The following is a 24,828-nucleotide window of genomic DNA, read 5'->3' as shown; positions in this document are numbered from 1 at the left end:
CGGCCAGTCACTGGCCGGGCGCCCCTTCCGTGTGCGTACGCGCAACCGCTACGCGGACTTCTCGTGGCGGCCGCCGTCGTTCTTGCCGATCGTGCGCGGCTCGCGCGGGACCAGCGTCGGGTTGACGTTGTTGCGGACCACATCCGCCGTGATGACGACGCGGGCCACGTCCTTGCGGGACGGCACCTCGTACATCACGGACTGGAGGACCTCTTCCATGATGGCGCGCAGACCGCGCGCGCCGGTGCCGCGCAGGATCGCCTGGTCGGCGATGGCCTCCAGCGCCGGGCGGTCGAAGTCCAGCTCCACACCATCGAGTTCGAAGAGGCGCTGGTACTGCTTCACCAGCGCGTTGCGCGGCTCGACGAGGATCTGCAGCAGCGCCTCGCGGTCCAGGTTGTGCACCGAGGTCAGCACGGGGAGGCGGCCGATGAACTCGGGAATCATCCCGAACTTCACCAGATCCTCCGGCATGACCTCCTGGAACTGGTCGCTTGCCTCGATCTCGCGCTTGGAACGGATCGTCGCGCCGAAGCCGATGCCCTTGGCGCCCGCCCGCGATTCGATGATCCGCTCCAGACCGGCAAAGGCGCCGCCCACGATGAACAGCACGTTCGTCGTGTCGATCTGGATGAACTCCTGGTGCGGGTGCTTCCTGCCGCCCTGCGGCGGTACGGAGGCGGTGGTGCCCTCCAGGATCTTCAGCAGGGCCTGCTGGACACCCTCGCCCGAGACATCGCGGGTGATCGACGGGTTCTCGCTCTTGCGGGCGACCTTGTCGATCTCGTCGATGTAGATGATCCCGGTCTCGGCCTTCTTGACGTCGTAGTCCGCGGCCTGGATCAGCTTCAGCAGAATGTTCTCGACGTCCTCGCCGACATACCCGGCCTCCGTCAGCGCCGTCGCGTCGGCGATGGCGAACGGAACGTTGAGCATGCGGGCCAGCGTCTGCGCGAGGAGCGTCTTGCCGGAGCCCGTGGGGCCCAGCAGCAGGATGTTGGACTTGGCCAGCTCGATGGCGTCGTCGCGGCCCTGCGCGCCGCCGTTCTCGCCCGCCTGGACCCGCTTGTAGTGGTTGTACACAGCGACCGAGAGGGCCTTCTTCGCGGGCTCCTGCCCGACGACGTACCCCTCGAGGAACTCGTAGATCTCGCGCGGCTTGGGGAGTTCCTCCCACCGCACCTCGGAGGTCTCCGCGAGCTCCTCCTCGATGATCTCGTTGCAGAGATCGATGCACTCGTCGCAGATGTACACACCGGGTCCCGCAATGAGCTTCTTCACCTGCTTCTGGCTCTTTCCGCAGAACGAGCACTTGAGCAGGTCGCCGCCATCACCGATGCGTGCCACGAGGTGCTTCCCCTTCGCCTGGGAGCAGCTTGGTGCAGCGGCTCCTGGTGCCTCTATCCGACGGTACCTTGCCTGGCCCCCCGTTCGGGCCCCCCTTGGCACGGTTCACACGGCCACGACCGCGTGAAACCACCGCACCAAGGGGTAAAGGCCGACGTCAGGCCATCGCTCCGGCCGCACTCTTGCGAGTGGAGACGATCTGGTCGACGAGACCGTAGGCGAGGGCGTCCTCGGCGGTCAGGATCTTGTCGCGCTCGATGTCGTCGCGGATCTTCTCCAGCGGCGTGGTGGAGTGCTTGGCCAGCATCTCCTCCAGCTGGGTGCGCATCCGCAGGATCTCGTTGGCCGCGATCTCCAGGTCGGAGAGCTGCTCACGGCCGGTCTGCGAGGACGGCTGGTGGATCAGCACACGGGCGTTGGGCAGAGCCATGCGCTTGCCGGGCGTGCCGGCGGCGAGCAGGACCGCGGCGGCGGAGGCCGCCTGGCCCATGCAGACCGTCTGGATGTCCGGCTTCACGAACTGCATCGTGTCGTAGATCGCGGTGAGCGCGGTGAACGAGCCGCCGGGGCTGTTGATGTAGATCGAGATGTCACGGTCCGGGTCCATCGACTCCAGGCACAGCAGCTGCGCCATGACGTCGTTGGCGGACGCGTCGTCGATCTGCACGCCGAGGAAGATCACGCGCTCCTCGAAGAGCTTCGCATACGGGTCGTACTCCCGCACACCCTGCGAGGTGCGCTCCACGAAGCGCGGAACGATGTAGCGGTTGTCCACCTGCGGGCCGGTGTAGAGGCCGCTGGCGGATGCGCCGGGGAGGCCGGGGTAGTTGCTCATGTCGGTGTTCACCATCCTGGTGGCGTTCTGAGGGCTGAGGGCTGTGGGCTGGGCGGGCAGAGGGGCTCAGGCCCCGGTGCCGCCGCCACCCGGAACGCCCGATGCGGCGGAGATGATCTCGTCGATCAGCCCGTACTCCACGGCCTCCTCCGCCGTGTACCAGCGGTCGCGGTCGCCGTCGCGGATGATCGTCTCCACGGTCTGACCGGAGTGACGGGCGGTGATCTCCGCCATCCGCTGCTTCGTACGGAGCAGGTACTGCGCCTGGATCTTGATGTCCGAGGCGGTGCCGCCGAGGCCGGCCGAACCCTGGTGCATGAGGATGTCGGTGTTCGGGAGCGCGAAGCGCTTGCCCGCGGTGCCACCGGTCAGCAGGAACTGGCCCATCGAGGCCGCCATGCCCATACCGATGGTGACCACGTCGTTCGGGATGTACTGCATGGTGTCGTAGACCGCCATGCCTGCCGTCACCGAGCCGCCGGGGCTGTTGATGTAGAGGTAGATGTCCTTGTCGGGTTCGGCGGCAAGGAGAAGCAGCTGCGCCGTGATCTTGTTGGCGATGTCATCGTCGACCTGCTGACCGAGGAAGATGATGCGCTCGCCGAGCAGTCGGCTGTAGACCTGGTCGCCGAGGCCACCACCGAGGGACGGCTCTCCGGCGACGTAAGGCATCAGATTCGTCACGTATCCACCTGCTCGTCTCTGACGGCTCCGGCCGTCTCAGCGTCTTCGTACCGGGCGGGCGGGGACTCCCCTGCCCTTCCTATTCATGGACCCTAACGCGCAGGTAGGACAACGCCATCCCGCTTCCGCAACTGTTCGCTGGGAGCGCAAGCTGGGCAGTGCGCACAAGGGTTCCGCGGCACCGGGCGGGGACTCGGGGCCGGCTGCGCGGGACTCTGCCGCGAGACGACGACGGGCTCCGGACGCTCAGCGTCCGGAGCCCGTCGCACGGGTTCAGTGCGAGGCTCAGGCCTCGTTCTTCTCCTCGGCAGCGGCCTCGGTGGTGCCCTCGGTGGCCTCGACCGTCTCGATGGCCTCCTCGAGCTCCTCCTCGTCCTCCAGCTCGACGACCTCACCGTTGGTGTCGACGACCTTGGCGGCCTCGACGACCACGGCCAGCGCCTTGCCGCGGGCGACCTCGCCGACGAGCATCGGCACCTGGCCGCCCTCGACGACGGCCTGGGCGAACTGGTCGGGGCTCATGCCGGAGGAAGCAGCACGCCGCATGAGGTGCTCGGTGAGCTCCTCCTGGTTGACGTTCAGCTTCTCCTTGTTGACGAGCTCGTCAAGGATGAACTGGGTCTTGATGCCCTTGATGGCCTGCTCGGAGGTCTCGGCCTCGAACTCCTCGACCGTCTTGCCCTGGATCTCCAGGTACTTCTCCAGGGTCAGACCCATCTGACCGAGCTGGTGGTGCTCCAGGTTGTGCTTGCGGGTCTGGACCTCGTCCGCGAGCAGCTTCTCGGGGATCGGGACCTCGGCGAGCTTCAGCAGCTCCTCGAGGACGCGCTCCTGGGCCTGGGTGGCCTGGTCGTACTGCTTGGTGTTCTCCAGGCGCGTACGGCTGTCCGCCTTGAGCTCGTCGAGCGTGTCGAACTCGCTCGCCATCTGGGCGAACTCGTCGTCCAGCTCCGGGAGCTCACGGGCGGCGACCGCGGTGACCTTGACGGTGACCTCGGCCTCCTTGCCCTCGGCCGAGCCGCCCTTCAGCTCGGAGGTGAAGGTGGCCTCGCCACCCGCCTCCAGGCCGGTGACAGCAGCGTCGATGCCGTCGAGGAGCTCACCGGAACCGATGGTGTACGAGACACCCTCGGCCACGCCGTCCTCCAGAACCTCGCCGTCGACCTTGGCCTGCAGGTCGATCGTGACGACGTCGCCCTCGGCGGCGGCGCGCTCGACCGGGTTGGTGGAGGCGAAGCGCTCGCGGAGCTGCTCGACGGCCTTCTCGACCTCTTCGTCGGTGACCTCGAGGGCGTCCACGGTGACCTCGATGCCGGAGTAGTCCGGGATCTCGATCGTGGGGCGCACGTCGACCTCGGCGGTGAAGGCCAGCAGCTCGCCGTCCTTCAGCTCGGTGATGTCGACCTCGGGCTGGCCCAGGACGTTGAGCTCACCCTCGTTGACAGCCTCGGTGTAGAACTTCGGGAGGGCGTCGTTGACGGCCTCCTCCAGCACAGCACCACGGCCGAACCGCTGGTCGATGACCCGGTTGGGGATCTTGCCCTTACGGAAGCCCTTCACCGTGACCTGCTGGTTGATCTTCTTGTACGCCGCGTCGAGGCTGTCCTTGAGCTCCTCGAAGGGCACCTCGATGCTGAGCCGAACCCGAGTCGGGTTCAGGGTCTCCACGGCGCTCTTCACGGTTCGGTCTCCTTGGTGGCTGACTTCTTGGGGTTCTGCTCGGCCACCGGACAGCGGCTCCGCGGATCGAGCCCGGTACATCAGACACACGGGCACGCATTTTGCATAGTAACGGCAAGGGGGATGACTCCCACAATGCGATCTTGCTGGTGGTCGGGGTGGCCGGATTCGAACCGACGACCTTCCGCTCCCAAAGCGGACGCGCTACCAAGCTGCGCCACACCCCGTCGGTGCGACACGTAGGGTACATGCCGACAGGCGGTGCACAGGCCCTTTTCGGGGGAGGCGCGGATCGCGGCACCCGGTGCCGCAACCATGTGTGCGCAGACCGTCCGCGACCCGCTACGATGCTCTTCGTGCCGCGGTCCCCGTGACCTGTGGTGCGGCGTTTGCGGGCGTAGCTCAATGGTAGAGCCCTAGTCTTCCAAACTAGCTACGCGGGTTCGATTCCCGTCGCCCGCTCCATGCCACTCAGGGCCAGGTCAGAGGTTCATCCTCCAGCCTGGCCCTGATGCGTTTCCGATCTTCGTTCCGACCTATGTGCCCGCTGCGTGCCCGTTCGGGTTGGGATCTTGCTTTCGAGCCTGCTCGACGACCGCACTCACTGCCTGACCGATCAGCCGTTCCCGCTCGGCCGTGGCGTGCTGGTAGATCAACGCGGCACGGGCGGTGCTGTGGCCCATCCTGGTCATCAACTCACGAGTGCTGGCACCGGTCGCGGCGGCGAGAGTGTTTCCGGTATGGCGAAGATCATGAAAATGCAGGCCCTTGATCCCGACCTGATCGCACGCCTTGCGCCACAGCTCGCCGAAATGGTTCCGGCGAGGTGTCGCCTTCTTGGCCCCGATGAAGACCCGGCCGTCCGGCCCCAGCTCGGCGAACACGGCGAGATGCGTGGCCAGATCGCTGACGATCACGGCTGGGATCGCGACCGTGCGCTTGCCTGCCGTGCTCTTGGGCTCCTTCACCAGCTGCTTGCCGCTGTGAAGTTCGGCCACATTCCGGCGCACCCGAAGGGTTCCCGAGTTGAGGTCGATGTCACGGCGGGACAGCCCGATCAGCTCGCCCCAGCGAAGCCCTGTGAAGGCCGCCAGGAGGACGAGGGCGCGGTAGCGAGGCTGGATCGCCCCCGCAAGGTCATAGACCTCCTGGACGGTCGCTGTGGGCCGCTCAGGGGTGGGGGCGACGCTCGCTCCCCTGACGCGGCAGGGGTTGCGTCGGATGAGTCGGTCTTCCACGGCGGTCATGAGCACGGCCCGCAGGAGCGCGTACGACTTGGCCACCGAGGAAGCGCCAGCACCTGCGTCCAGTCGAGCGACGCGCCAGGCCCGGACCATTGCGGGAGTGATGTCGGCCAACGCGACACGGTCGAAAGTCGGCGCGAGGTGGTTCCGGAGGAGCGACCGATACAGGTCAGTGGTCGACGCACTGATGCCCCGCTCTGTGATCCAGGTCGAGGCGTACGAGCCGAAGGGCACCCTGGAGGCGTCCGGGTCGGTCCAGTCCCCCGCACGCAGCTCAGCTTGGCGCTCGGCGAGCCAGTCATCTGCATCACGCTTTGTGCGGAAGGTGTGCGGCGCCGGGCGATCGATGCCGTCCGTTGCCAGGTATCGAGCTTGGTAGCGGCCCGAAGGCAGCTTGCGGACACGGCCGAAGGACCGCTTCTTGGCTGCCATCAGGCCACGCTCCGCAGCTGTCGGGCGGACGGCGCAACGGTGTTGGCCTCGACGTACTCCACGATCGCCCTCTCGGGGATGCGGACGTGTCGGCCTATCTTCACGAAGGTGATTCGGCGTTCCTCGATGAGCCGCCGGGGGAACCGGACGGTGGTGCCGAGAAGTTCGGCGACCTGGTCAACAGTGAGCAGCCGTTCCATGGTCACCACTCCCCCACGGTGTCGAAGGCTTCCAGTTCGGTGCGGTTCTCTCGGGCGAGTTCGCGGTTTTGCCTGATCTCGTTGGCGATGGACTGGGCGAGCCAGGATTCGCCGGGGGTGTGGCCCTGTCCGGCGTACTCCCAGTGGGCGATGACCAGCGTCGTGTCCTCTCCCGAGCCCTCTGTCTGGTCGTCGTCCTGGTCGAGGGGTTCGAGGCCGCGCTCCCGGCGTTCTTGCTGGGCCCGCCAGTCGGCCCGTGCGCCACGCAGGGCCCCGAGGGTCGTCGAGTAGCGGGGTGTCTTGGTGGAGAAGTGACCGCGGAAGCCGAGCATGTGGGACCAGTGGGCGAGCAGCCGTTCCGGGTAGGCGGCGTCCAGCTCCCAGCAGGCCTCGATGAGGCGTCGGGTGTGGTCGGGCAGGCCGGGGTGGAGGTCGAGTTCGCGGAGTTCGCCGATGCGGCGGTCGAGGGTGCCGGTGGTCTCTGCCGCCTTGGTGGCGTACTTGGCGACGTAGGCGCCCACGGCCTGTTCGCTGACGTCGGTCTGGCCTTCAAGGGCGCCGATGGGCTGCACGTCGATCTGTGTTCCCCAGCACAGCGTTCGGGCGGGGAATCGGCCGGCAGAAGGGACGGGAACCGTGGCGCGTGCTGCGGCTGCCCGGATCGCGCCGTCGAGGAGTTCGACGGTGGCCCAGGCCGGGGCCGGGGTGTCGGGCCCGTCCGGTCCGTCGATGCGGATGACCGCGTGGAAGTGGACCGCGCCGCGCTTTTGGAACTCGGCGACCTTCCCGAACGAGACCCTCGCCTCTTCCTTGCAGGCCGCCTGCGTCAGACCGGCCCGGGCGGCGACCTCACGGCGGAGGTAGATGGTGAAGCGCTGCCACAGCTGCCCCGCGTGGTTGTTCCACAGCACAGCCCCGGCGTAGTCGTAGCGCTCCGGATTGATGGCGGTACCGAGGGCGGGATCGTCCACGGCGTGGGCGGCGCCGCAGCGGCAGCGGCCGGAGTCGGGGCGGTTGTGGACCGGGCCGAAGGACGGGGCGGTGAGGGTGGCGAAGACACGGGGGCGTTCGGCCACGGTGTCGGGGATGCCCTTTCCGCCGACCAGTCCGGCCATGATCAGGTGGTAGGTGTCCCCCGCGTAGGTCCATGCGCAGGACGGGCAGCGCGAGGCACGGCGGTTGCCGCAGGCGATCCGCAGCCGTCCGCCCGGTTCGCTGCTGGTCGAGTACTCGAAGAACTCGCCCGTGCGCGTGTCCACGGTTTGGGAGTGGCCGCTCAGGTGGATGGGTTGGGCGCAGCCGCCGGTCCGCCGCACCTGTTCTTTCCAGCGTTCGAAGCGCGGGGAGTTGGCGACGCGCAGCATGTCGACCAAGGTCATGGGATCAACGCCCACGGCAGCCGCGGTGTCAGCCACGGCCGCCGAGGACAGCACGGGGAGGGTCACGCAGCCACCGCCCCGAGTCGCTCGGTGAGGCCCTCGATCACCGATTCCAGAGCCGCCAGCCGCTCATTGAGCGTGGACACGGCGGCGGGGCGGGTGAAGCCCAGCTCGGCCGGGGTGGCACGGAAGATCGCGCAGAGCAGGACCTGATACGTCTGCCCCGGGCGGTGGGTGTCGTTCTCCCAGCGGGAGACGAAGACCTTGAGCGAGTTCTCGGCCGCGATGTCCCAGCCCCAGTGTTCAGCCAGGAGCATCAGCGCCCGCACCACCTTGACCTGCGACCAGCCCCGAGCCAGCCGGGCACGGCCCAACGGCGTATCCGGAGCCCGCAACGCAGGCGGCTGAACCGGACGCCCGGACGGCTGAACCGGAGCCGGACCGGCGACGAGAGGAACGATCGAGGCGTTCACGCTGCCACCGCCTCAGCCGGTGCGGTGAGCGGCTTGCCGGTCTCCCAGTTGAAGGGCACGGCCACCGGGCAGAGCTCCCGGCCACGGGCGTTGTGGACCAGGACGCCGGTGCCGTCCACCTTGATCCAGTGCGCACCACCAGCAACCCCGCACGCCTGACACGGCGACGGGACGACCTGAGCGTCCTCGGTGCGGGACAGCGGAGCGGTTAACGGTGCAGGGTGCAAGACGACGAGCGTCGCGGGCATGATGGAAGCTCCCTTCAAGGGACGAAGGAGGGCGGCGAATCTGCTTGGCGGTAGGAGCGCCGTCCTCCGGTTCGTATTGCGTGTCCTAGGTGTCACAGTACACCTCTGTTAGCTAGTAGCAAGAGTCTTGGGTGCCCTAGGACGGAAATCGGCGATAGTCTCGGAGAATGAGCCTGAGCCCCGACGATTCCGAGCCCGCTTCCCGCCAGGTAGCCAGCGCCATCCGGGCCGAGATCAACTCCGGAGAGTTGGGCGCAGGCGCGAAGATTCCGTCTGTACGGAAACTCGCGGAGCGCTTCGGCGTCGCAGTGATGACCGCTCAGAGTGCGGTCGAGATCCTTCGTTCGGAGGGACTGATCTACACGAGCCCCGGCCGCGGAAGCTTCGTTCGCTCGGGATCCCCCGCCCAAGAGCCCGAGGGATCAGCGGAGTTCGTTGAGATCACGAAGCACCTCAGCGCCTTGCAGGCCACTGTCAAGGATCTGGCGGATCGCGTCGCTCAGCTTGAGGAAGCGGCCGGTCGCCAGTCGTCGTAGTCAGCGCATCCACCCTCTGACTCAATTCGGCGACGTCTGCTACAAGGTTCGCCAACGTCCTTACGACCTTGGCTAGTTCGTCCGGAGTCACTTCGCCGACCGCCTTTCGTTCCGGTAGCTTCCGTCCTGGTGAAGCCAGCAAAACGCAGGTCATGACGTTGATTACAGGCTGAGAGTCGATCACTCACAGATCACTCACAGGCACAGCCAGCGGAGGCGAGATGTCCCAGGAGAAGCCGGGAGCTGAGCCGTTCATCGCAGAGCTCAAGCGATGGCGAGACGTCCGGGGGGTTTCGCAGTCCGCCTTGGCGAAGGCCGTCGGCTACACACCCTCTTACGTGTCCAAGGTCGAGGGCGGACAGCAAAGGCCGGCGCGAGGATTCGCCGAGCAGGCCGACCGCGTCCTTCATGCTGGTGGAGCACTCCGGCGGACGTTCAACGAGATCGAGCCCCAGGCCCGCGGCGAGGCAATTCCACACCAGCAGGCTCCCGACAGTTCCGGCGCGGACAGCCAACCGGCGAGTGTGATCGTCCAACACGACGACGCCGAGCTGTACTACGACGGCACGACCTATCGAGCAACGCAGCGTCGACAGCTCTACAACGCCAGCCCGGACCCCATCGCGCGCTACCTGATCCGAATCTCCGTTGATCGCTACCCCGGCAGCCCGGAGCAGTCGAACCGGCTCTACCGCGAAAACCCGCTCACGTGGGAAGAGATCAGCCTCACGGCGAAGGTGGGAAACGAGCCGATCGGATGGCGAGTTCAGCACGACCGGGACGCGTTCAAGGAACTGTGGCTCCTCTTCGAGAACGACTACGGCCGCTACCCGCTCTACCCGGGCGAGACGACATGGATCGAGTACTCCTACACGGTGCAGGACGACAAGTGGGGCACCTGGTTCCAGCGCGCAGTGCGGCTCCCTACCGAGCGGCTGAGCGTCCGCCTGAACTTCCCCGCCGAATTGGACCCCGCTGTCTGGGGGACAGAGACCACGATGACCGCGGCCGCCTTTCCCTTCCGCACCGCGATCCATCAAGATGCGTCCGACAACCGGCGCATCTACTCGTGGACCACGGACGATCCGCCGCTTCATGCCCGGTACCGGTTGGAGTGGAAGTTCCGCGCCCGACCTGAGCACGAGGAGACCGCCCCGACCATGCCCACCAGCGCCAGCGACAAGATGCGGTCCATCGGGGTCGTCCAGGCGGGCGACCCGATCCTCACCGGAACGGCGCGAGCGTTCGATCTGCCCAGCGAGGCCGAGGACGCACGGCGAGTCGTGGCAGAGCTGAACTCAGCAGCCGAGCGGGCAGCAGGCATCCACCAGTTCAGCAAGGGCATGGGAGTCGCCGCACCTCAGCTCGGCATCGACCGAGCAGCGGCCATCGTCCGCACTGCCCAGGGGGAAATGATCACCCTCCTAAACCCCAGGGTCATCGAGCAGTCCAGCGAGACCGACGAGCAATACGAGGGATGCTGGAGCTTCTTCGACGTACGAGGCATGGTGCCCCGACCGCTCAGCATCAGCGTGGAGCACCAGGACATCGACGGGAATCGCGGCATCACGATCTTCGAATATGCAGTCGCCCGACTCGTAGCCCATGAAATCGACCACCTGGAGGGCGTTCTCTACACGTCCCGCATGCGTCCCGACGCCGAGCCCATCCCAGTCTCTGAGTACCGCGGCACTGGACACACCTGGGCCTATCAATCGAACGGGGCGAAGCCCTGACGTCTGTCAGCGCAGCCCAGCTCGGCCCCTAGAAGGCGTCCTACGGGCGCCATTCCTGGTTGTATGCGGGGTGTGCCGCGTACGCCTGAGCAAGGACGCGAAGGGCGTGTGTGAGGCCATGCGTGCGTCCGTCCCAGGGATCCGGCATCCTTCTGTAATCGTTCGCCAGCACCTCAATCGAGTCGAGTAGGGAGAGGTAGCCAGCAAGAAGGGCTTCGCTGCCGATGATGTCGGCTACGCGGTGTCTGTCCTCGCTGATGCATGCGGCAAGGAACTTCAGTAGATCGTCCATGCGCTCATCGTCGCGCGCCGCCTGAGAGACATTGCCTAGTCCATAGGGCCTGTTACAGGTTTCTCTACCTCATCAAGGCACCCGGCTGCGCTCTGCTCCGCCGGGCGCGCTTTCCGGCTCCGCTCCGCGCAACGCTCCTGCCTTCGGCCCGCTCTGCGCGCGCTGCGCCGACGCGCGCCCACAGTGGATAGGCCCGGGGGCATAAGACGAGAACCAAGCCCGCGGCTTCAAGACACGCCTCCGGCGGGGGCGCTCAGACTCCGGGATGGACGGGGCGCCGTTCGCGGGTGCCGGCCGGATCGTGGCGAGCGTCGTGGGGCTCCCATCCCGACCACCTTCGACCCAGGCAGAGCCGAGCAGTCGCGGCCCAGGGCGTCAAGGTCGTTCGTACAGTGGCGCGCTCCACCTTGACGCCCTGAACCACGCCCGCTCCACCGTGTGTGGGCCGAAGGCGGACGGGATGGAAGCTGGGGACGGTGGTAGGCAAGGTGAAGAGGGTACGCGCGGCTTGATCGAGCTAGTGGGTGAACAGCCACGTAACGAACGAGCCCATACCCGCGAGGAGGAAGATCAATGGAAGCTTCCGTCTCCACCGTCGCTCCGCCTCACGCAGCTCGGCTTCATCGTCCACCGCTCCTCCAACAGGTCGAAGATGAATCCCCCAGCCATGTGGCTGGGCCGTCGCTGGGCCGTGCAAGGGCACTCAACAATGACAGACCACGACAGCGGCTAACAGGTGACCCACAGTTCAGCGTGTTGGCTACTCTGCGGTAATGGCGAAGAAGACGGAGACGGAGTTGGTCGTTGACGGACTGGTCGTGCATCAACTGCCCTGAGAACGTTCGTCGCGTGCGCCCTGTGCCAGGCGAACCGTCAAGTGATGCACTGATGTCTGACATCAACGGCTGACAGCAACAGCGGTGGACAAAGGCGTATCCACGCGGACCTCGGCGACCGGTCCTATGCCGTACATCAGCTGGCTTCCAGTGCCGGGAGTCCGCAATGATCGACCTGATAAGGCCGAGCTCACAGATCAAAGCGTGCCTTGGCAGCGAGGGCCCCTCATTCGGATCAAGGGGTGGGAGCCAGGTCGATGGACAAGGAGGGAGCGTCTGACTGCAGATTGATCTCGCCCCAGTCGCCCAAGATCTGATAACTGTCATCGCCTCTGGTCATGGAGTCGACTGATCCGAAATCGAGAGTGCCGCTCGCGTCGATCGCGGGCTTGATGACGTTCTGGCCCGTCCAGTGCAGGTCACATACGGATGAGAAGACGACAGTGGCCGGCCGGAAGCAGGCACGTTCCCCCGGTAGCGGAGCCCGGTGTTCAGGGTGACCCGGCAAGAGCAGCAGATCGAGCTTGATGACCAGGACAGCAGGATGGACCTCGATGTCCAGTACGTAGCTGTCCTCCAAACTGACCTCTTCGAACCCAGGGAAACTCAGGTAGTTGTCGCGCATGGCTTACCCCTCAAACTGGTCGCAAGATGCTGATCACGATGCTGACCAGAGGAAGATGCCAGCGACGGATGCCTCGTCGTCACCGGCCAGCAGCCGCACCAACAGATGCCGTTCCATAGTCACCCGCGCCGGGATCCTGCTGTACAGCAGCGAAGTACCGCAACCGCAGCAACCGTCCCCGTCCGGTAGCGCTCCTCCAGGACCGTATAGCGACCGGAATGGCCCTCGCTGACCGACCCGGCTAGAGCTACGGATCAGAAGATGCCCGTGCCCCTGTCGTGCCCGATAGAACGGGAAGTGACGGGGAACCACAGCGATTGACGGGCAGCGTGCACGAGAACGGCCCCCGACCGATTCACCCGGTCAGGGGCCGTTCAACTGCGGTGGGTGTGGGATTTGAACCCACGGTGACGTCGCCGCCACGACGGTTTTCAAGGTCGTGGACTAGGTCTGGGGCGGAGCTGGACGCTCATACCCGAGGATGTCGTGAACCCAACGATCGAAGTACCGGGCCTCGGCCCCTCGGTCACCCTCGATGGCCAGCCACTCACGGGCAGCAGTGATCATGTTTGTCTCGGCCTGTTCTGTTTCCGCAGGCCGCACCTCGACCCAATCGGTCAGCGCGCCCCAGATGAGCTGGAGCGAACAACACGTTTCGTCCCCGTCATCCTCTGGCCACTCACCACTAGCGAGGCCCCAGATGTCCAACGCCGCGTCGTACGGCGAAGCATCGCCACTCAGCATGGCCGCTGTATGCGCTCTGACCGCTGCGCGGAAGTCCGCCGAGTCCTCCATGATCTAGAGAATAGGCGACGCGATCCGCATAGCTCGGGTCATGGCGTGGGGCTTCCGTACGGATAGCGGCGTGCCACAGCCGTGCCAGATCGAGCGGGGAATCACGGGGAACACCGAGGATCAGCAGGCACCGCCGAGCAGATCAGCGCAGAGCGGGAACCGGCAGTTCAGCCGCCACATGATGCAACCTCGCTCCTAAAGCGGTGATGACTCGCCCGCCTGCCGTACGCCAGCGCAGGCCACCAGTACGCTGCCGTCTTCGGTGGGTTGAGGTGGGGGGAGGTGTGGGGCGTCCACACCCACAAGTGCGCTACGATCCCACCTAGTTTGAAACTCAACCCAAATATGCCGTGCGGGCACTCTCCGGCAAGAGAACGCGTGCCCCACGGCATCCGAGTGAAGGAGCCTCATGCCAGATGAGGAGCAGTCACCCATAACCCATGGCGTGCACAATGGGTTATGGGAAGCACGGTACACCAGTGATATCACTCAGCACAACGAGCAGCGAGCCCTGACCGTCACCAACATCACATCCCTGGTCACGGCCGCAGCTAGCGTCATCACAGCCCTCACGCCCCTGATCATCAAGCTGATGTAAGCGTGCCCGCCGCGTGCCCGAACCAGAGGAACGCAGCGGGGAACCACGGGGACTTGCGGGGGCCTGGCAACTCAGCCGCAGGTCAGCGTCTCCGCAGGTCAGGCCGCGTCCGCATACGGGGTCTTCCAAACTAGCTACGCGGGTTCGATTCCCGTCGCCCGCTCCATGCCACTCAGGGCCAGGTCGGAGGACATCCTCCGACCTGGCCCTGATGCGTTCGGGGACCCGCCCCCACGGGGGCGGCCGACGGCGCGTCAGAAGGAGATGTTGCCGATCGTCTCCGCTATCGAATTCATGAACCTTTGGATCGACGGCGCCATGCCGGTCGATGCCAGGAAGAAGCCGAAGAGCACCGCGACGACCGCGGGTCCGGCCTTGATGGAGCCGCTGCGGATCAGGACCACCAGGATGATCGCCAACATCAGCACCACAGACAGTGAAATGGCCACGACTGATCACACCCTTGGTCGGTCCGCCTTGCCGGCCCGGAGGCGTACGTCCCCGCACTCCTCCGTTACGCCCATCGTGCCACCAACTCCCCCGTGGTTGCTGCCAGGTGACGCATCGGACTGTCCGGATCTCGCCATCCTCACGCCCCGCGTGCGCGAGGGGCGCACAACCCTCACGGCGCACCTGCCGGCGCTCCACCGGAACCGCACCGGGGCCGCACCGGGGCCGTGCGGGGACCGACTCGAATGGCGCGCGGATGTGACGATTTCCATATCCACACACATCATTCACATGCATTTCATCGACCTTGATGCGATGAAATTCACTCCCCGCAACTGCCTGCCGATATGCCCCGTTTAAGGCGGATCAATCAGGTCATAGCAGGCATTTTTCGGGTGGTTTCACTTTCGAATGGGTGGGAACACGCGATATCCGATGGCCGTTTTACGAATTGCATTCGAGACGTCTAAGGTGCTTTAGATGTTCCACGCTCCGAACGTATTTCAGAGGGACCCGATCTCCCCGGCGACCCGGGAGCCGGAGCCCAGACCGGACGGAGGCAGGACCACCACCGCGACAGCCCCCGCACCGGTGGCGAACAAGCCTCCTGCGGCCGAGCCCGCGAAGCGGCGTGACGCCTACTTCGACAACGTCAAATACCTGGCGATCGTGCTGGTCGCCGTGGCGCACGCATGGGAACCCGTGATGGACGGGAGCCGGACCACCCGTGCGCTGTACATGGTCGCGTACACCTTTCACATGCCGGCCTTCATCATCGTCTCCGGCTATTTCTCCCGCTCGTTCGACCTGAGCGCCAAGAAGGTGAAGCGCCTGGTCACCGGCGTCGCCGTGCCCTATGTGGTGTTCGAGACGGCGTACTCGCTCTTCAAGCGGTACGCGGACGACTCGCCGGACCATCCGATCAGCCTGCTCGACCCCTGGTATCTCACCTGGTTCCTGTGCGCGCTGTTCATCTGGCGGATCACCACGCCCCTGTGGCAGGCGCTGCGCCATCCGCTGCCCGTCGCGCTCGTCATCGCCGTACTCGCCTCGTTCTCCCCCACGATCGGCAACGATCTCGATCTCCAGCGGGTCCTGCAGTTCCTGCCGTTCTTCGTGCTCGGCCTCCAACTGAAGCCCGAACACTTCCAGTTGGTGCGCCGACGTGAGGTGCGACTGCTGGCGCTGCCGCTGTTCGCGGGGGCGATCCTGTTCGCGTACTGGGCGGCGCCGCGGATGCAGTTGGGCTGGTTCTACCGCAGCAACAGCGCCCCGGAGATGGGCGCTCCGTGGTGGTCGGGTGCGGTGATGACGCTGGCGATGTTCGGGTGTGCGCTGCTGCTCACCATCGGGTTCCTGGCCTGGGTGCCGCGCCGCCGCATGTGGTTCACGGTGCTGGGCGCCGGAACGATCTGCGGCTATCTGCTGCACGGGTTCCTGATCAAGGGCGTCGGCTACGCCGGGGTGTTCGACCGGTACACGTGGCTCTCCGAGCCGGCCGGCCTGGTCCTCGTCTCCCTGGCCGCGGCCGCCGCGGTGACGCTGATGTGTACGCCGCCCGTACGGCGGGTGCTGCGTTTCGCGACCGAACCGGACATGCACTGGGCCTTCCGGCGGGACGCCGCCAGGCTCTGAGTGGATCAGTCGCCCGCGGTGTTGGCCGGATCCGGACGGTCCGCGGGCGGTTCACCGGGGGTGAGCCCGAGCAGCGCGCGTACCTGCGCGTATTTCGCGGTCAACCGGGTACGCGTCGCCGGGTCCAGTACCGCGAGGCGGTCCGGATCGGCGTTGTGCGCGAGGTCGGACTCCTTGATCAGCAGGGCGCCCGGGGTGGCGAGGATGCGCCGGGTGTACGAGGCGAGGTCCTCGCCGTCCCGTTTGGTGACGGCGAGGACCATGTCCTTGACCTGTTGCGGCAGGGCCGCGCGGGCCAGCCACTCCTCGGACAGCACCTCGTCCTCGACGGCGTCGTGCAGCCAGGCCGCCGCGATCTGTTCGTCGCTGCCGCCCCTCGCCCGTACGCCCTCCGCGACGGCGGCGAGGTGTTCGGCGTACGGGCGGCCGGCCTTGTCCTTCTGATCCGCGTGGGCCGTGCGCGCGATCGCCTCGACTTCGGCCAGGGTCGGATTGCTGCGGGGTGCGGTCATGGGCCGACTCTACGGACGTGCGGCCGTCCGGCGCAGGGCGGCACGGGCCGGAAGCGTGGCGGCGGCGAGGCCGAGAGCGACGGTCGCGGCGACGAACGACCCGTACAGCGCGGGTGGGATGTACGGGGCTTCGCCCGTCAGGCCCTTCATCATCGGGTTGAGCGTGGCCAGCGCGATGCCGGTGCCGAGTGCGGTGCCGGCCACCGTGACGAGCAGCGCCTCCCAGCGGATCATGCCCATGACCTGGCGGCGGGTGGAACCGACGAGGCGGAGCATGCCGAGTTCGCGGCGGCGGTCGAGGACGGTCATGACCAGCGTGTTGACGGCGGCGACTGCGGCGAATCCGCCGAGAACGGCGGCCATGGTGGTGTTGGCCCAGGCGTTGAGCTCACGGTCCTGGCTCCGCGCGGCGGCGTAGCCGGACGCGTCGGTGACGGTGCCGAGCGCGGTGAGCCTCTGTGCGGCGGCCGGGGTGGACCGTACGAGGACGTCGGAGGCGTACGGCGAGGTGACATGAGTCCGCAGGTCGGCGACGGGCAGGGTGACGAGCGAGACACCGAGGCCACGGCCGTAGACGGCGACGATCCGTGGGGATGCTCTCGTGCCGTCCGGCAGCCGCAGCGCGAGCCGGTCGCCCGTGGCGACATGCGCGGATTCGGCGAGTGTGGTGTCGATGGCGACTGTGCCGGGGCGCAGTCGGGTGAGCGATCCCGTACGGACGTCGAGGTCCTGGACCTCGGTGAGGTCGTGTCCCGATCCGATGACGCCCTGGGCGGACGCGCTCTGCAGATACCGGTCGCCGCCGCTGCCCACGGGGACCAGGACGGAGGCGCGGAGCAGTCCGACGGACGTGGAGACGCCGGGCGTGGCGGCGGCGCGGGCGGTCGCGTCGGAGGCGTGCCCCGTCGGGGCGGAGACGATGTGGTCGGCGGTGATGCCGTCGCGCTGCTGGTGTGCGATCACGCGGTCCTCGCTGGTCTGCATGAAGACGAGGGTCGAGGCGAAGGCCATGGCGAGCACGATCGGGGTGATCGCGGAGGCCAGCCGACGGGAGTTCGTCAGGGAGTTGGCGGCGGCCAGCGAACCTGATGCCCCTGCGGCACGCAGCGGGACACCGAGGACGGCGGCGCAGAGGCGGGCGAGCAGCGGGCCGAGCAGTCCGACCGCGAGCATGAAGAGCATGACGACGCCGAGTGCGGCGTTGGCCGCGTCCTCGCCGGTCTCGGAGGCGGCGAAGCCCGCGAAGACCGCACCGCCGACGAGGGCGGCGATGCCGAGCGGTGTACGGATCCAGCCGAACGGGGCGCGTTCCACGGCGGACTCGGCGAGGGCGAGGCCCGGTCTGGTCTTCGAGGGGCGGCGGGCGGCGGCGTAGCCGGCGCACAGCGCGGTCACCATGGTGGTGGCCGTGGCGACGGTGAGCGGCAGCCAGGAGATGTGCAGGCCGACGGCGTCCGGGACGGCGCCCTTCGCCCGGAGTTGGCCGAACCACCAGTGGGCCAGGACGATTCCGGGCAGGCAGCCGAGGGCTCCGGCGAGCGGGGCGATCAGCAGCGACTCGGTGGCGATGGTGCGGCGCAGTTGGCGCGGAGTGGCGCCGATGGCGCGCAGCAGGGCGAATTCGCGGCTGCGCTGGCCGACGGAGAGGGCGACGGTACCCGCTGCGGTGAACACGGCGACCATGGTTGCGACCCCGCCGAAGGAGCCGCCGATTCCGGTGAGGAGCTCCTTGGCTCCGGCCAGCCCGGTGTTCTCCGCGGCGCCGCGGTCGTCGCCGGTGTGCACCTGGGCGGCCGCGGTGCGGCCGACGGCCCGGGTGACCTGGTCGGCGAGGGTGGCGGTGGGGGTGCCGGGGGCGGCGAGCACGGCGATGGCGTCGACGCGGCCGGGGTGTCCGGAGAGGGCGACGGCCTGCTGGTCGGTGAACCAGGCAGTGCCTGCCGCGCCGTCGGTCGTGCCCGAGATGCGGAAGTCCCGTAGGCCTGCCGGGGTGTCCAGGGCGATGCGGTCTCCGACGCGGCCCTCGGCGCCGGTGGGAACGACCACGTCGCCGGCTTCCGGTGCGTCGCCGGTGAGCAGCCGTGTCCCGGTGAGGGCGGCGGATCCCCAGCCGTGTGCGGTCAGTGGTGTGCGGCCCAGGTGCACGGGAAAGGTGACGTCCCCGATCGCGGTTGCCGCACCCGGGACCGAGGCGGCCTTCCGTACCAGGGATTCGGGCAGCCGTGCGGTGTCGGGGAGCGGGGCGGTCGCGTCGTATGCGCCCTCGCCGCTGCCGGCCCTCAGATGTGCCTGCTGGTCCGCGGCGACGAGCACCGGCGCCTTCGCATAGCGCTCGGCGGGTACGGAGGCACGGATTCCGGTCTCCAGGAGGATGCCGCAGGCGGAGACGATCGCAGCTGCCATCAGGAGCGCGACAAAGGTCCCCACGAACGAGGAGGGCTTGAAGCGGATGGCCGCGCGGGCGAGTCCGTTCGGGAGGTGCGGGGCGAACATCAGGCTGCAGCTCCCGCGTGCGCGGGGGCCGTCAGTGCGGTCATCCGGGCGGCGATCTCCTCGGCGCGGGCACGCGGCAGGCTGTCCGCGATCGAACCGTCGGCGAGAAACAGCACACGGTCGGCGTAGGCGGCGGCCGCGGGGTCGTGGGTGACCATCACGACGGTCGCGCCGAGGCTGTCCACCGCGTGTCGCAACAGGACGAGGATCTCGGCCGCGGTCGTGGTGTCCAGCGCGCCGGTCGGTTCGTCGGCGAAGACCACGTCGGGGCGGGTGACCAGGGCGCGGGCGATGGCGACGCGCTGCTGCTGACCGCCGGAGAGCTGGCCGGGGCGACGGTTCCCCTTGCCGCCGAGCCCGACCCGGCCGAGCATCTCGGCGGCCTCGCGGCGGCTGCGGGCCGAGCCGGTGCGCTGCCCGGCGAGCCTCATCGGCAGTACGACGTTCTGCTCGACGGTCAGCGACGGGAGCAGGTTGAACGCCTGGAAGACGAAGCCGAGGCGGGTACGGCGCAATTCGGTGAGCTTGTTCTCGCTCATACCGGTGATCTCGGTGCCGCCGAGGCGTACGGAGCCCTCGGTGGGGCGGTCGAGCCCGGCTGCGCACTGCAGGAAGGTCGACTTTCCGGAGCCGGAGGGTCCCATCACTGCGGTGAACGTGGCGCGCGGCAGGGCGAGGTCGATGCCGCGCAGGGCGTGGACGGCGGATGCGCCGCGACCGTACCGCCGACGGACACCGCGCAGTTCGACGGCCATGTCCGATGAGCCGTGCCCCTCGTCGGCGTGCGCCGTGTGCTGCCCATCCTGCGCGCCCTGTCCGGTGCGTCGCAGTCCCATGGTGTCCGCCTTCCGTAGCCGTTCGCGAGCGGGTGTCGCTCGGTTCCTCTGAACCTACGGATCACGGGTGGGCCAAGGACATGGCGGCTGCTGGCGGATCAGGGGTGGGGCAAACCCCACCGGGGCACTCCGGCCCTTCCGAAGTCGTTCGGTAAACTAATTACTGACGATTTCTTGACGTTCTCTTGACCTACTGAAGGATCAGGCTCATCGGACACGCAGACACGCTCATAGCCATGGGCGGCGCCTTCCTCGCCGCCGCTGTTCTCGCCCGGGTCGGCGGCCGGATCGGCCTCCCGACCATCCCCCTGTTCATCCTGGCCGGGATCCTGCTCGGCCCGCACACCCCCGGCATCGTCCTCGTGGCCGACCCGCACGACCTGGAGATGCTCTCCGCACTCGGGCTCGTGCTGCTGCTCTTCTACCTCGGCCTCGAATTCCACCTCGACGACCTCAAAGCGGGCGGGCGCAAGATGGCGCTGGCCGGAGGCACATATCTCGCGCTGAACGTGGGGGCCGGGCTCGGCTTCGGCTTCGCGCTCGGCTGGGGTACGTCGGAGGCACTCGTCCTCGCCGGGGTGCTCGGCATCTCGTCGTCGGCCATCGTCACCAAGGTCCTGGTGGACCTGGGGCGCATCGGCAACCCTGAGACCAAGCCGATCCTCGGCATCATCGTCGTCGAGGACGTCTTCCTCGCCCTCTATCTGGCCGCTCTCCAGCCCATCCTCTCCGGCGCGGACGACCTCGCCGCGGCGGTGGTCGACGGCGGCAAGGCGTTCGGTTTCCTGTTGCTGCTCGCCCTGGTGGCCCGTTTCGGCACGAAAGCCATCGGCAAGCTGATCAACACCGGCGACGACGAACTGCTCGTCATCTCGTTCCTCGGCGCCGCGGTCTTCGTGGCGGGTGTCTCGGAGTGGTTCGGGGTGGCGGACGCGATCGGCGCGTTCATGGTCGGCCTGATGCTCGGCAGCACCACGTCGGGCGCCCGCATCCTCAAACTCGTCCACCCGCTGCGGGACGCCTTCGGCGCGATCTTCTTCTTCGCGTTCGGACTCTCGATCAACCCGGGCGACCTGCCGAACGTGCTCTGGCCGGTGCTGGCCGCCGCCGCGGTGACGCTCGCCATGAACGTGTTCGCCGGGACGGCCATCGCCAAGGTGTACGCCTTCGGCCCGAAGGCCACCGCGAACATCTCCACCACGCTGCTGGCCCGCGGCGAGTTCGCGCTCATCCTCGCCACGATGGCCGCGGGCGCGGGGCTCGACCAACGGCTCTCCCCGTTCATCGCCGGCTATGTCCTGGTCCTCGCCGTCCTCGCGCCACTGGCCGCCGGACGGTCCCACTGGCTGGCCCGGATCCTGCCGGGGACCTGAGCGGGACAGGCCCTCTCCGGGTGCGGACCTCCGTGTCCCGCACCCGGAGAGCGGCCGTTGCCCCACGTTCGGGTGACGGGCCGACTTCCCTTGACGGAAGCCCGGTTCGGGGCGACGGCAAACGGTTCAGGGACGGCGGGACAGGAGCAGCAGCGCCCGGTCGTCGTTGACATCCTTCGCGCAGGCCTCGATCAGATGCCAGGCCGCACCTTCGAAGCCGGTGACGACATAGCGGTCCGCCTCGCCGGTCAGCCGGTCGATACCGTCCGCGATGTCCCGGTCGGACGCCTCCACCAGGCCGTCCGTGAACAGCATCAGGACGTCGCCAGGGGCGAGCGAACCCTTCACCGCGTCGAACTGCGCCCCGTCGTACACCCCGAGCAGCGGGCCCTCCGCGGCCATCTCCTCCCAGTGGCCGCTTCCCGCGTGCAGCTGCAGGGCGGGCGGGTGACCCGCGGAGAGGAGCTCGTAGTCACCCGATTCGAGGTCCAGCACCAGGTGGATCGAGGTGGCGAAGCCCTCGTCCCAGTCCTGTCGGAGCAGATAGCCGTTGGCCGCGGGCAGGAAGCCGTGCGGCGGCAGTGAGCCGAGGAGACCGCCGAAGGCGCCGGACAGCAGCAGGGCGCGGGACCCCGCGTCCATGCCCTTGCCGGACACATCGGTGAGGACGACCTCCAGGGTCCGGCCGCCGTTGGTGCGGGCCGCGACGACGAAGTCGCCGGAGAACGACTGGCCACCCGCGGGGCGCAGCGCCATCTCCCGGTGCCAGCCCTGCGGCAGGCGTGGCAGGGCGCTCTGGACCCGGATGCGTTCGCGCAGGTCGAAGAGCATGGTGCCGCCGCGCCGCCAGGGCACGCCGACCCTGGCCCGGAACTGGGCGACGATCAGACCGAAGAAGCCGCAGGCCGCGACAACCAGGACGGTGCCCGGGGTGACCCGGGCCGCCCCCTGTCCGTACGGGCCGAGCGCGACGGACTCCACGATCAGGGCCGCGGCGGCGGTCGCGTACAGCCCCAGCAGACTGGCCGGCCGCAGCAGCAGACCTCCCGCGACGATCGGCAGCACCAGCGCGGCCGGGGCGCACCACACCGCGTTCAGCAGCGTGCCGCAGGTGATCGCCGGGATGGTGAGCAGCAGTCCGGCCAGAGCGATCCAGTCGGAGCCGTCGCCCCGGAAGTAGTCGACCCCGGATTTGCGCAGCGCGATACGCGCCCGGTGCGCCGATTTCCGCAATCGGGCCGGGTACGAGTCTGTTCTTGCGCGACGGGCCATTGCGGGGACCTTATCCACCCGGGCGCCTCCGGTGCAGAGGGACCCCTGTGACAATGCGTTCGAAATCGGGTCGCCCGTCTGCCGCACCCCTGGTAGGCATGGCATATGACTACAGAGTTGCGGGTGCTGCATCCGTCCGAATGGAACGAATGGTTCGGGAGTCTCGAACTCGCCTTCGGCGGACTCGCCGAGTCTCCGGAGGAACGCGAACTCTGGGAGGCGCTGACCGAGCACAAGCGGTCGATCGGCATCTGGGACGGCTCGGACGTGGTCGGTACGGCGGGTGCGTTCAGCTTCCGGCTGGCCGTCCCGGGCGGGGCGATGGTGCCGGCGGCAGGGGTGACGATGGTGAGCGTCGCAGCCACACACCGCAGGCGCGGACTGCTGACCACGATGATGCGGCGCCAGCTCGACGACGTGCGGGCCCTGGGTGAACCGCTCGCCGTGCTGACGGCTTCGGAGCCCGCGATCTACGGCCGGTTCGGGTACGGGGCGGCCACGAAGCAGATGTCGTTGGAGATCGACACCGCCCGGGTACGGCTGACGATGCCGGACGGCACGGACGGGATCCGCCTGCGGTACGCGAAGCCGGACGAGGCGCTCACCACGATCGAGGGCGTCTACGAGCAGCTGGTGGCTGGACGGCCGGGCGCACCGGCGCACGGTCCCGGCTGGGAGCGGAAGGCTGTGCTCGACCCGGAGAGTGCGCGGCGGGGGGCGTCGCCGCTGCAGTGCGTGCTGGCGGAACGGGACGGCGGGGTGGTCGGGTACGCGACCTTCCGCAACAAGCCGGAATGGGACGCGGCGGGTCCCAAGGGCCGGATCGTGGCGGACGATGTGTCGGCCCTCGACCCGGCGGCGTACGCGGCGCTCTGGCGGTTCCTCTTCGAGATCGACCTGACGTCGACGGTCGAGGCACGGAACCGGCCGGTCGATGATGCCCTCCTCCACCTCGTCTCGGACGTGCGACGGTGCAACATCACGGTGCGCGACTCTCTGTACGTTCGGCTGGTGGAACTGGGCGCGGCGCTGGAGGCGCGGGCGTACCGGGCACCGGTGGACGTGGTGTTCGAGGTGACCGACGCGTTCTGCCCCTGGAACGAGGGGCGTTGGCGGCTGACGGCCGACGCGAAGGGCGGAGCGTCGTGCAAGCGGACGGACGGCCCTGCGGATCTGGCCCTTTCGGTGCGGGAGTTGGGGGCGGCGTACCTGGGCGGCACGTCGGTGGACTCGCTGGCGCGGGCGGGCCGGGTACGGGAATTGCGGGCGGGGGCGGTCGACGAGGCCTCGCTGGCGTTCTCGTCGGCGGTGGAGCCGTGGCTGCCACGGGGGTTCTAGTGCCTTGACCGGCAATGTTTGCCCCATGAGGAGCGGCGTCCGGTGCGTGCGATCGCACGGCAGAGGCGAGCCCGGCAAGCAGCGAGCGTGCGCGCCGGGCGTCGCCGGGCAGGCGGGACTTCCGACAGCGCTAGTGCCGCTGGCAGTCGGGGCACCAGAAGAGGTTGCGGGCTGCCAGGTCCGCCGTGCGGACCTCCGTGCCGCAGATGTGGCACGGCTGGTGCGTCCGGCGGTACACGTACACCTCGCCCCCGTGGTCGTCCACTCGCGGCGCGCGGCCCATCGCCTCGGGAAGGTGCTCGGGGCGGACCGTGTCGATGCGGTTGTTCCGTACCCCCTCGCGCATCAGCATCACCAGGTCGTCCCACATCGCGTCCCACTCGGCGCGGGTGAGGTCCCTGCCCGGCCGGTACGGGTCGATGCCGTGGCGGAAGAGGACCTCGGCGCGGTAGACGTTGCCGACGCCCGCGATGACCTTCTGGTCCATCAGCAGGGCGGCGACGCTGATGCGGCTGCGCGAGATCCGCTGCCAGGCGCGTTCGCCGTCCTCGTCGGTCCGTAGCGGGTCCGGGCCCAGCCGGTCGTGTATCGCGCGTTTCTCGGGTTCCGTGATCAGGGCGCAGGTGGTCGGACCGCGCAGATCCGCGTGGTGTTCCTCGTTGACCAGGCGCAGGCGGACCGTGTCGGTGGGCGGCGGTACCGGTGTCGTACCGAAGTGGAGCTTGCCGAACAGTCCCAGGTGGATGTGGACCCAGCCGAAGTCCTCGAAACCGAGGAACAGGTGCTTGCCGTGCGCGTCGACGTCGGTGAACGCACGGCCGTCGAGGAGCGCCGCGCTGTCCGAGAACCTGCCCTGCGGGCTGCTCACCCGCACCGGCCCGCCCAGGAACCGGTCGCGGTGGTCCGCCGCCAGACGGTGGATCGTGTGTCCCTCGGGCACGGTGGTGGCTCTCCTCGGTCGGGTGGGGAAATGGCTGTG

24 protein-coding genes and 2 tRNA genes are annotated in these 24,828 nt (G+C 68.0%); 7 read left to right on the top strand and 19 right to left on the bottom strand.

What is annotated here, in order from left to right; translation table 11 throughout:
• Window positions 1-48: 48 nt before the first annotated feature.
• The 5 genes from clpX to ACFU6I_RS28965 all read right to left on the bottom strand — a co-directional run bounded on the left by clpX (window position 49) and on the right by ACFU6I_RS28965 (window position 4,773).
• Window positions 49-1,347 carry an ATP-dependent Clp protease ATP-binding subunit ClpX gene (gene clpX, locus ACFU6I_RS28985; RefSeq protein ID WP_030921263.1) on the bottom strand — a complete coding sequence of 433 codons (1,299 nt, stop codon included), beginning with the start codon at window positions 1,345-1,347 and terminating at the stop codon, window positions 49-51.
• Window positions 1,348-1,504: 157 nt separating this feature from the next.
• Window positions 1,505-2,197 (bottom strand): ATP-dependent Clp protease proteolytic subunit, encoded by a 693-nt coding sequence (locus ACFU6I_RS28980; protein WP_266985683.1) that lies wholly within the window; start codon window positions 2,195-2,197, stop codon window positions 1,505-1,507.
• 51 nt (window positions 2,198-2,248) lie between these two features.
• Window positions 2,249-2,854 (bottom strand): ATP-dependent Clp protease proteolytic subunit, encoded by a 606-nt coding sequence (locus ACFU6I_RS28975; protein ID WP_345518495.1) that lies wholly within the window; start codon window positions 2,852-2,854, stop codon window positions 2,249-2,251.
• A 297-nt stretch (window positions 2,855-3,151) separates the two neighbouring features.
• Entirely contained in the window at window positions 3,152-4,546 is a 1,395-nt protein-coding gene (gene tig / locus ACFU6I_RS28970; RefSeq protein WP_345518272.1) for a trigger factor, read from the bottom strand.
• Between the two features lie 150 nt (window positions 4,547-4,696).
• A tRNA-Pro gene (locus ACFU6I_RS28965) sits at window positions 4,697-4,773 on the bottom strand.
• 164 nt (window positions 4,774-4,937) lie between these two features.
• On the opposite strand from ACFU6I_RS28965, the gene ACFU6I_RS28960 reads away from it, so the two are divergent.
• A tRNA-Gly gene (locus ACFU6I_RS28960) sits at window positions 4,938-5,011 on the top strand.
• Between the two features lie 71 nt (window positions 5,012-5,082).
• Here the strand turns inward: ACFU6I_RS28960 and ACFU6I_RS28955 are convergent.
• The 5 genes from ACFU6I_RS28955 to ACFU6I_RS28935 form a co-directional block, all read right to left on the bottom strand.
• Window positions 5,083-6,222: a tyrosine-type recombinase/integrase gene (locus ACFU6I_RS28955; protein ID WP_384371991.1), complete on the bottom strand. Its 1,140-nt coding sequence runs from the start codon at window positions 6,220-6,222 to the stop codon at window positions 5,083-5,085.
• Window positions 6,222-6,422: an excisionase family DNA-binding protein gene (locus ACFU6I_RS28950; RefSeq protein ID WP_384133908.1), complete on the bottom strand. Its 201-nt coding sequence runs from the start codon at window positions 6,420-6,422 to the stop codon at window positions 6,222-6,224. The genes ACFU6I_RS28955 and ACFU6I_RS28950 overlap by 1 nt, the downstream gene beginning before the upstream one ends.
• A gap of 2 nt (window positions 6,423-6,424) precedes the next feature.
• Entirely contained in the window at window positions 6,425-7,837 is a 1,413-nt protein-coding gene (repSA, locus tag ACFU6I_RS28945; protein ID WP_384371993.1) for a replication initiator protein RepSA, read from the bottom strand.
• A gap of 26 nt (window positions 7,838-7,863) precedes the next feature.
• Window positions 7,864-8,118, bottom strand: coding sequence for a hypothetical protein (locus ACFU6I_RS28940; RefSeq protein ID WP_384371989.1), 255 nt, complete (start codon window positions 8,116-8,118; stop codon window positions 7,864-7,866).
• Between the two features lie 152 nt (window positions 8,119-8,270).
• Entirely contained in the window at window positions 8,271-8,522 is a 252-nt protein-coding gene (locus tag ACFU6I_RS28935; RefSeq protein ID WP_384133902.1) for a hypothetical protein, read from the bottom strand.
• A gap of 167 nt (window positions 8,523-8,689) precedes the next feature.
• Between ACFU6I_RS28935 and ACFU6I_RS28930 the strand changes: the two genes are divergently transcribed.
• Window positions 8,690-9,058 (top strand): GntR family transcriptional regulator, encoded by a 369-nt coding sequence (locus tag ACFU6I_RS28930; RefSeq protein ID WP_384133899.1) that lies wholly within the window; start codon window positions 8,690-8,692, stop codon window positions 9,056-9,058.
• A 221-nt stretch (window positions 9,059-9,279) separates the two neighbouring features.
• A complete protein-coding gene (locus tag ACFU6I_RS28925) occupies window positions 9,280-10,794 on the top strand; it encodes a peptide deformylase (protein ID WP_384133896.1) in 1,515 nt (504 codons plus the stop codon).
• A 40-nt stretch (window positions 10,795-10,834) separates the two neighbouring features.
• Here the strand turns inward: ACFU6I_RS28925 and ACFU6I_RS28920 are convergent, their stop codons facing one another.
• From ACFU6I_RS28920 to ACFU6I_RS28910, 3 genes are all read right to left on the bottom strand, one after another.
• A complete protein-coding gene (locus tag ACFU6I_RS28920) occupies window positions 10,835-11,086 on the bottom strand; it encodes a DUF6221 family protein (RefSeq protein ID WP_384371987.1) in 252 nt (83 codons plus the stop codon).
• Window positions 11,087-12,157: 1,071 nt separating this feature from the next.
• On the bottom strand, window positions 12,158-12,547 hold the full coding sequence (locus ACFU6I_RS28915; RefSeq protein WP_384371985.1) for a hypothetical protein: 390 nt from the start codon (window positions 12,545-12,547) through the stop codon (window positions 12,158-12,160).
• Window positions 12,548-12,991: 444 nt separating this feature from the next.
• On the bottom strand, window positions 12,992-13,342 hold the full coding sequence (locus ACFU6I_RS28910; protein ID WP_384371983.1) for a hypothetical protein: 351 nt from the start codon (window positions 13,340-13,342) through the stop codon (window positions 12,992-12,994).
• Between the two features lie 409 nt (window positions 13,343-13,751).
• Here ACFU6I_RS28910 and ACFU6I_RS28905 point away from each other — a divergent pair, with 409 nt between their 5' ends.
• On the top strand, window positions 13,752-13,940 hold the full coding sequence (locus tag ACFU6I_RS28905; RefSeq protein WP_384371981.1) for a hypothetical protein: 189 nt from the start codon (window positions 13,752-13,754) through the stop codon (window positions 13,938-13,940).
• Between the two features lie 254 nt (window positions 13,941-14,194).
• Here ACFU6I_RS28905 and ACFU6I_RS28900 read toward each other — a convergent pair whose 3' ends face one another.
• Window positions 14,195-14,389 (bottom strand): hypothetical protein, encoded by a 195-nt coding sequence (locus ACFU6I_RS28900; RefSeq protein WP_384371979.1) that lies wholly within the window; start codon window positions 14,387-14,389, stop codon window positions 14,195-14,197.
• A gap of 481 nt (window positions 14,390-14,870) precedes the next feature.
• Here ACFU6I_RS28900 and ACFU6I_RS28895 point away from each other — a divergent pair, with 481 nt between their 5' ends.
• Entirely contained in the window at window positions 14,871-16,025 is a 1,155-nt protein-coding gene (locus tag ACFU6I_RS28895) for an acyltransferase family protein (RefSeq protein ID WP_384371977.1), read from the top strand.
• Window positions 16,026-16,030: 5 nt separating this feature from the next.
• On the opposite strand, the gene ACFU6I_RS28890 is transcribed toward ACFU6I_RS28895, so the two are convergent.
• Genes ACFU6I_RS28890 through ACFU6I_RS28880 form a run of 3 tightly spaced genes read right to left on the bottom strand, consistent with a single transcriptional unit; the run spans window position 16,031 to window position 19,866 of the window.
• Window positions 16,031-16,537, bottom strand: coding sequence for an HD domain-containing protein (locus tag ACFU6I_RS28890; protein ID WP_384371975.1), 507 nt, complete (start codon window positions 16,535-16,537; stop codon window positions 16,031-16,033).
• Window positions 16,538-16,546: 9 nt separating this feature from the next.
• Window positions 16,547-19,030, bottom strand: coding sequence for an ABC transporter permease (locus ACFU6I_RS28885; protein ID WP_384371973.1), 2,484 nt, complete (start codon window positions 19,028-19,030; stop codon window positions 16,547-16,549).
• The gene (locus ACFU6I_RS28880; protein ID WP_384371971.1) at window positions 19,030-19,866 is read right to left on the bottom strand and encodes an ABC transporter ATP-binding protein; all 837 of its coding nucleotides are present in this window, start codon (window positions 19,864-19,866) and stop codon (window positions 19,030-19,032) included. Before ACFU6I_RS28880 ends, ACFU6I_RS28885 begins: the two co-directional genes overlap by 1 nt.
• 236 nt (window positions 19,867-20,102) lie before the next feature.
• Between ACFU6I_RS28880 and ACFU6I_RS28875 the strand changes: the two genes are divergently transcribed.
• Entirely contained in the window at window positions 20,103-21,239 is a 1,137-nt protein-coding gene (locus tag ACFU6I_RS28875) for a cation:proton antiporter (protein WP_384371969.1), read from the top strand.
• Window positions 21,240-21,365: 126 nt separating this feature from the next.
• Here ACFU6I_RS28875 and ACFU6I_RS28870 read toward each other — a convergent pair whose 3' ends face one another.
• Entirely contained in the window at window positions 21,366-22,511 is a 1,146-nt protein-coding gene (locus tag ACFU6I_RS28870; protein WP_384371967.1) for a PP2C family protein-serine/threonine phosphatase, read from the bottom strand.
• A gap of 105 nt (window positions 22,512-22,616) precedes the next feature.
• Here ACFU6I_RS28870 and ACFU6I_RS28865 point away from each other — a divergent pair, with 105 nt between their 5' ends.
• Window positions 22,617-23,849, top strand: a complete 1,233-nt coding sequence (locus ACFU6I_RS28865) for a GNAT family N-acetyltransferase (protein WP_384371965.1) — start codon at window positions 22,617-22,619, stop codon at window positions 23,847-23,849.
• Window positions 23,850-23,979: 130 nt separating this feature from the next.
• Here ACFU6I_RS28865 and ACFU6I_RS28860 read toward each other — a convergent pair whose 3' ends face one another.
• Window positions 23,980-24,789, bottom strand: coding sequence for an Fpg/Nei family DNA glycosylase (locus ACFU6I_RS28860; RefSeq protein WP_384371963.1), 810 nt, complete (start codon window positions 24,787-24,789; stop codon window positions 23,980-23,982).
• Window positions 24,790-24,828: the final 39 nt, after the last annotated feature.

Origin of the sequence: Streptomyces sp. NPDC057486, from assembly GCF_042802415.1 — a bacterium.
GTDB lineage: Bacteria > Actinomycetota > Actinomycetes > Streptomycetales > Streptomycetaceae > Streptomyces > Streptomyces yanii.
This window is presented reverse-complemented; position numbering and strand designations above follow the sequence as displayed.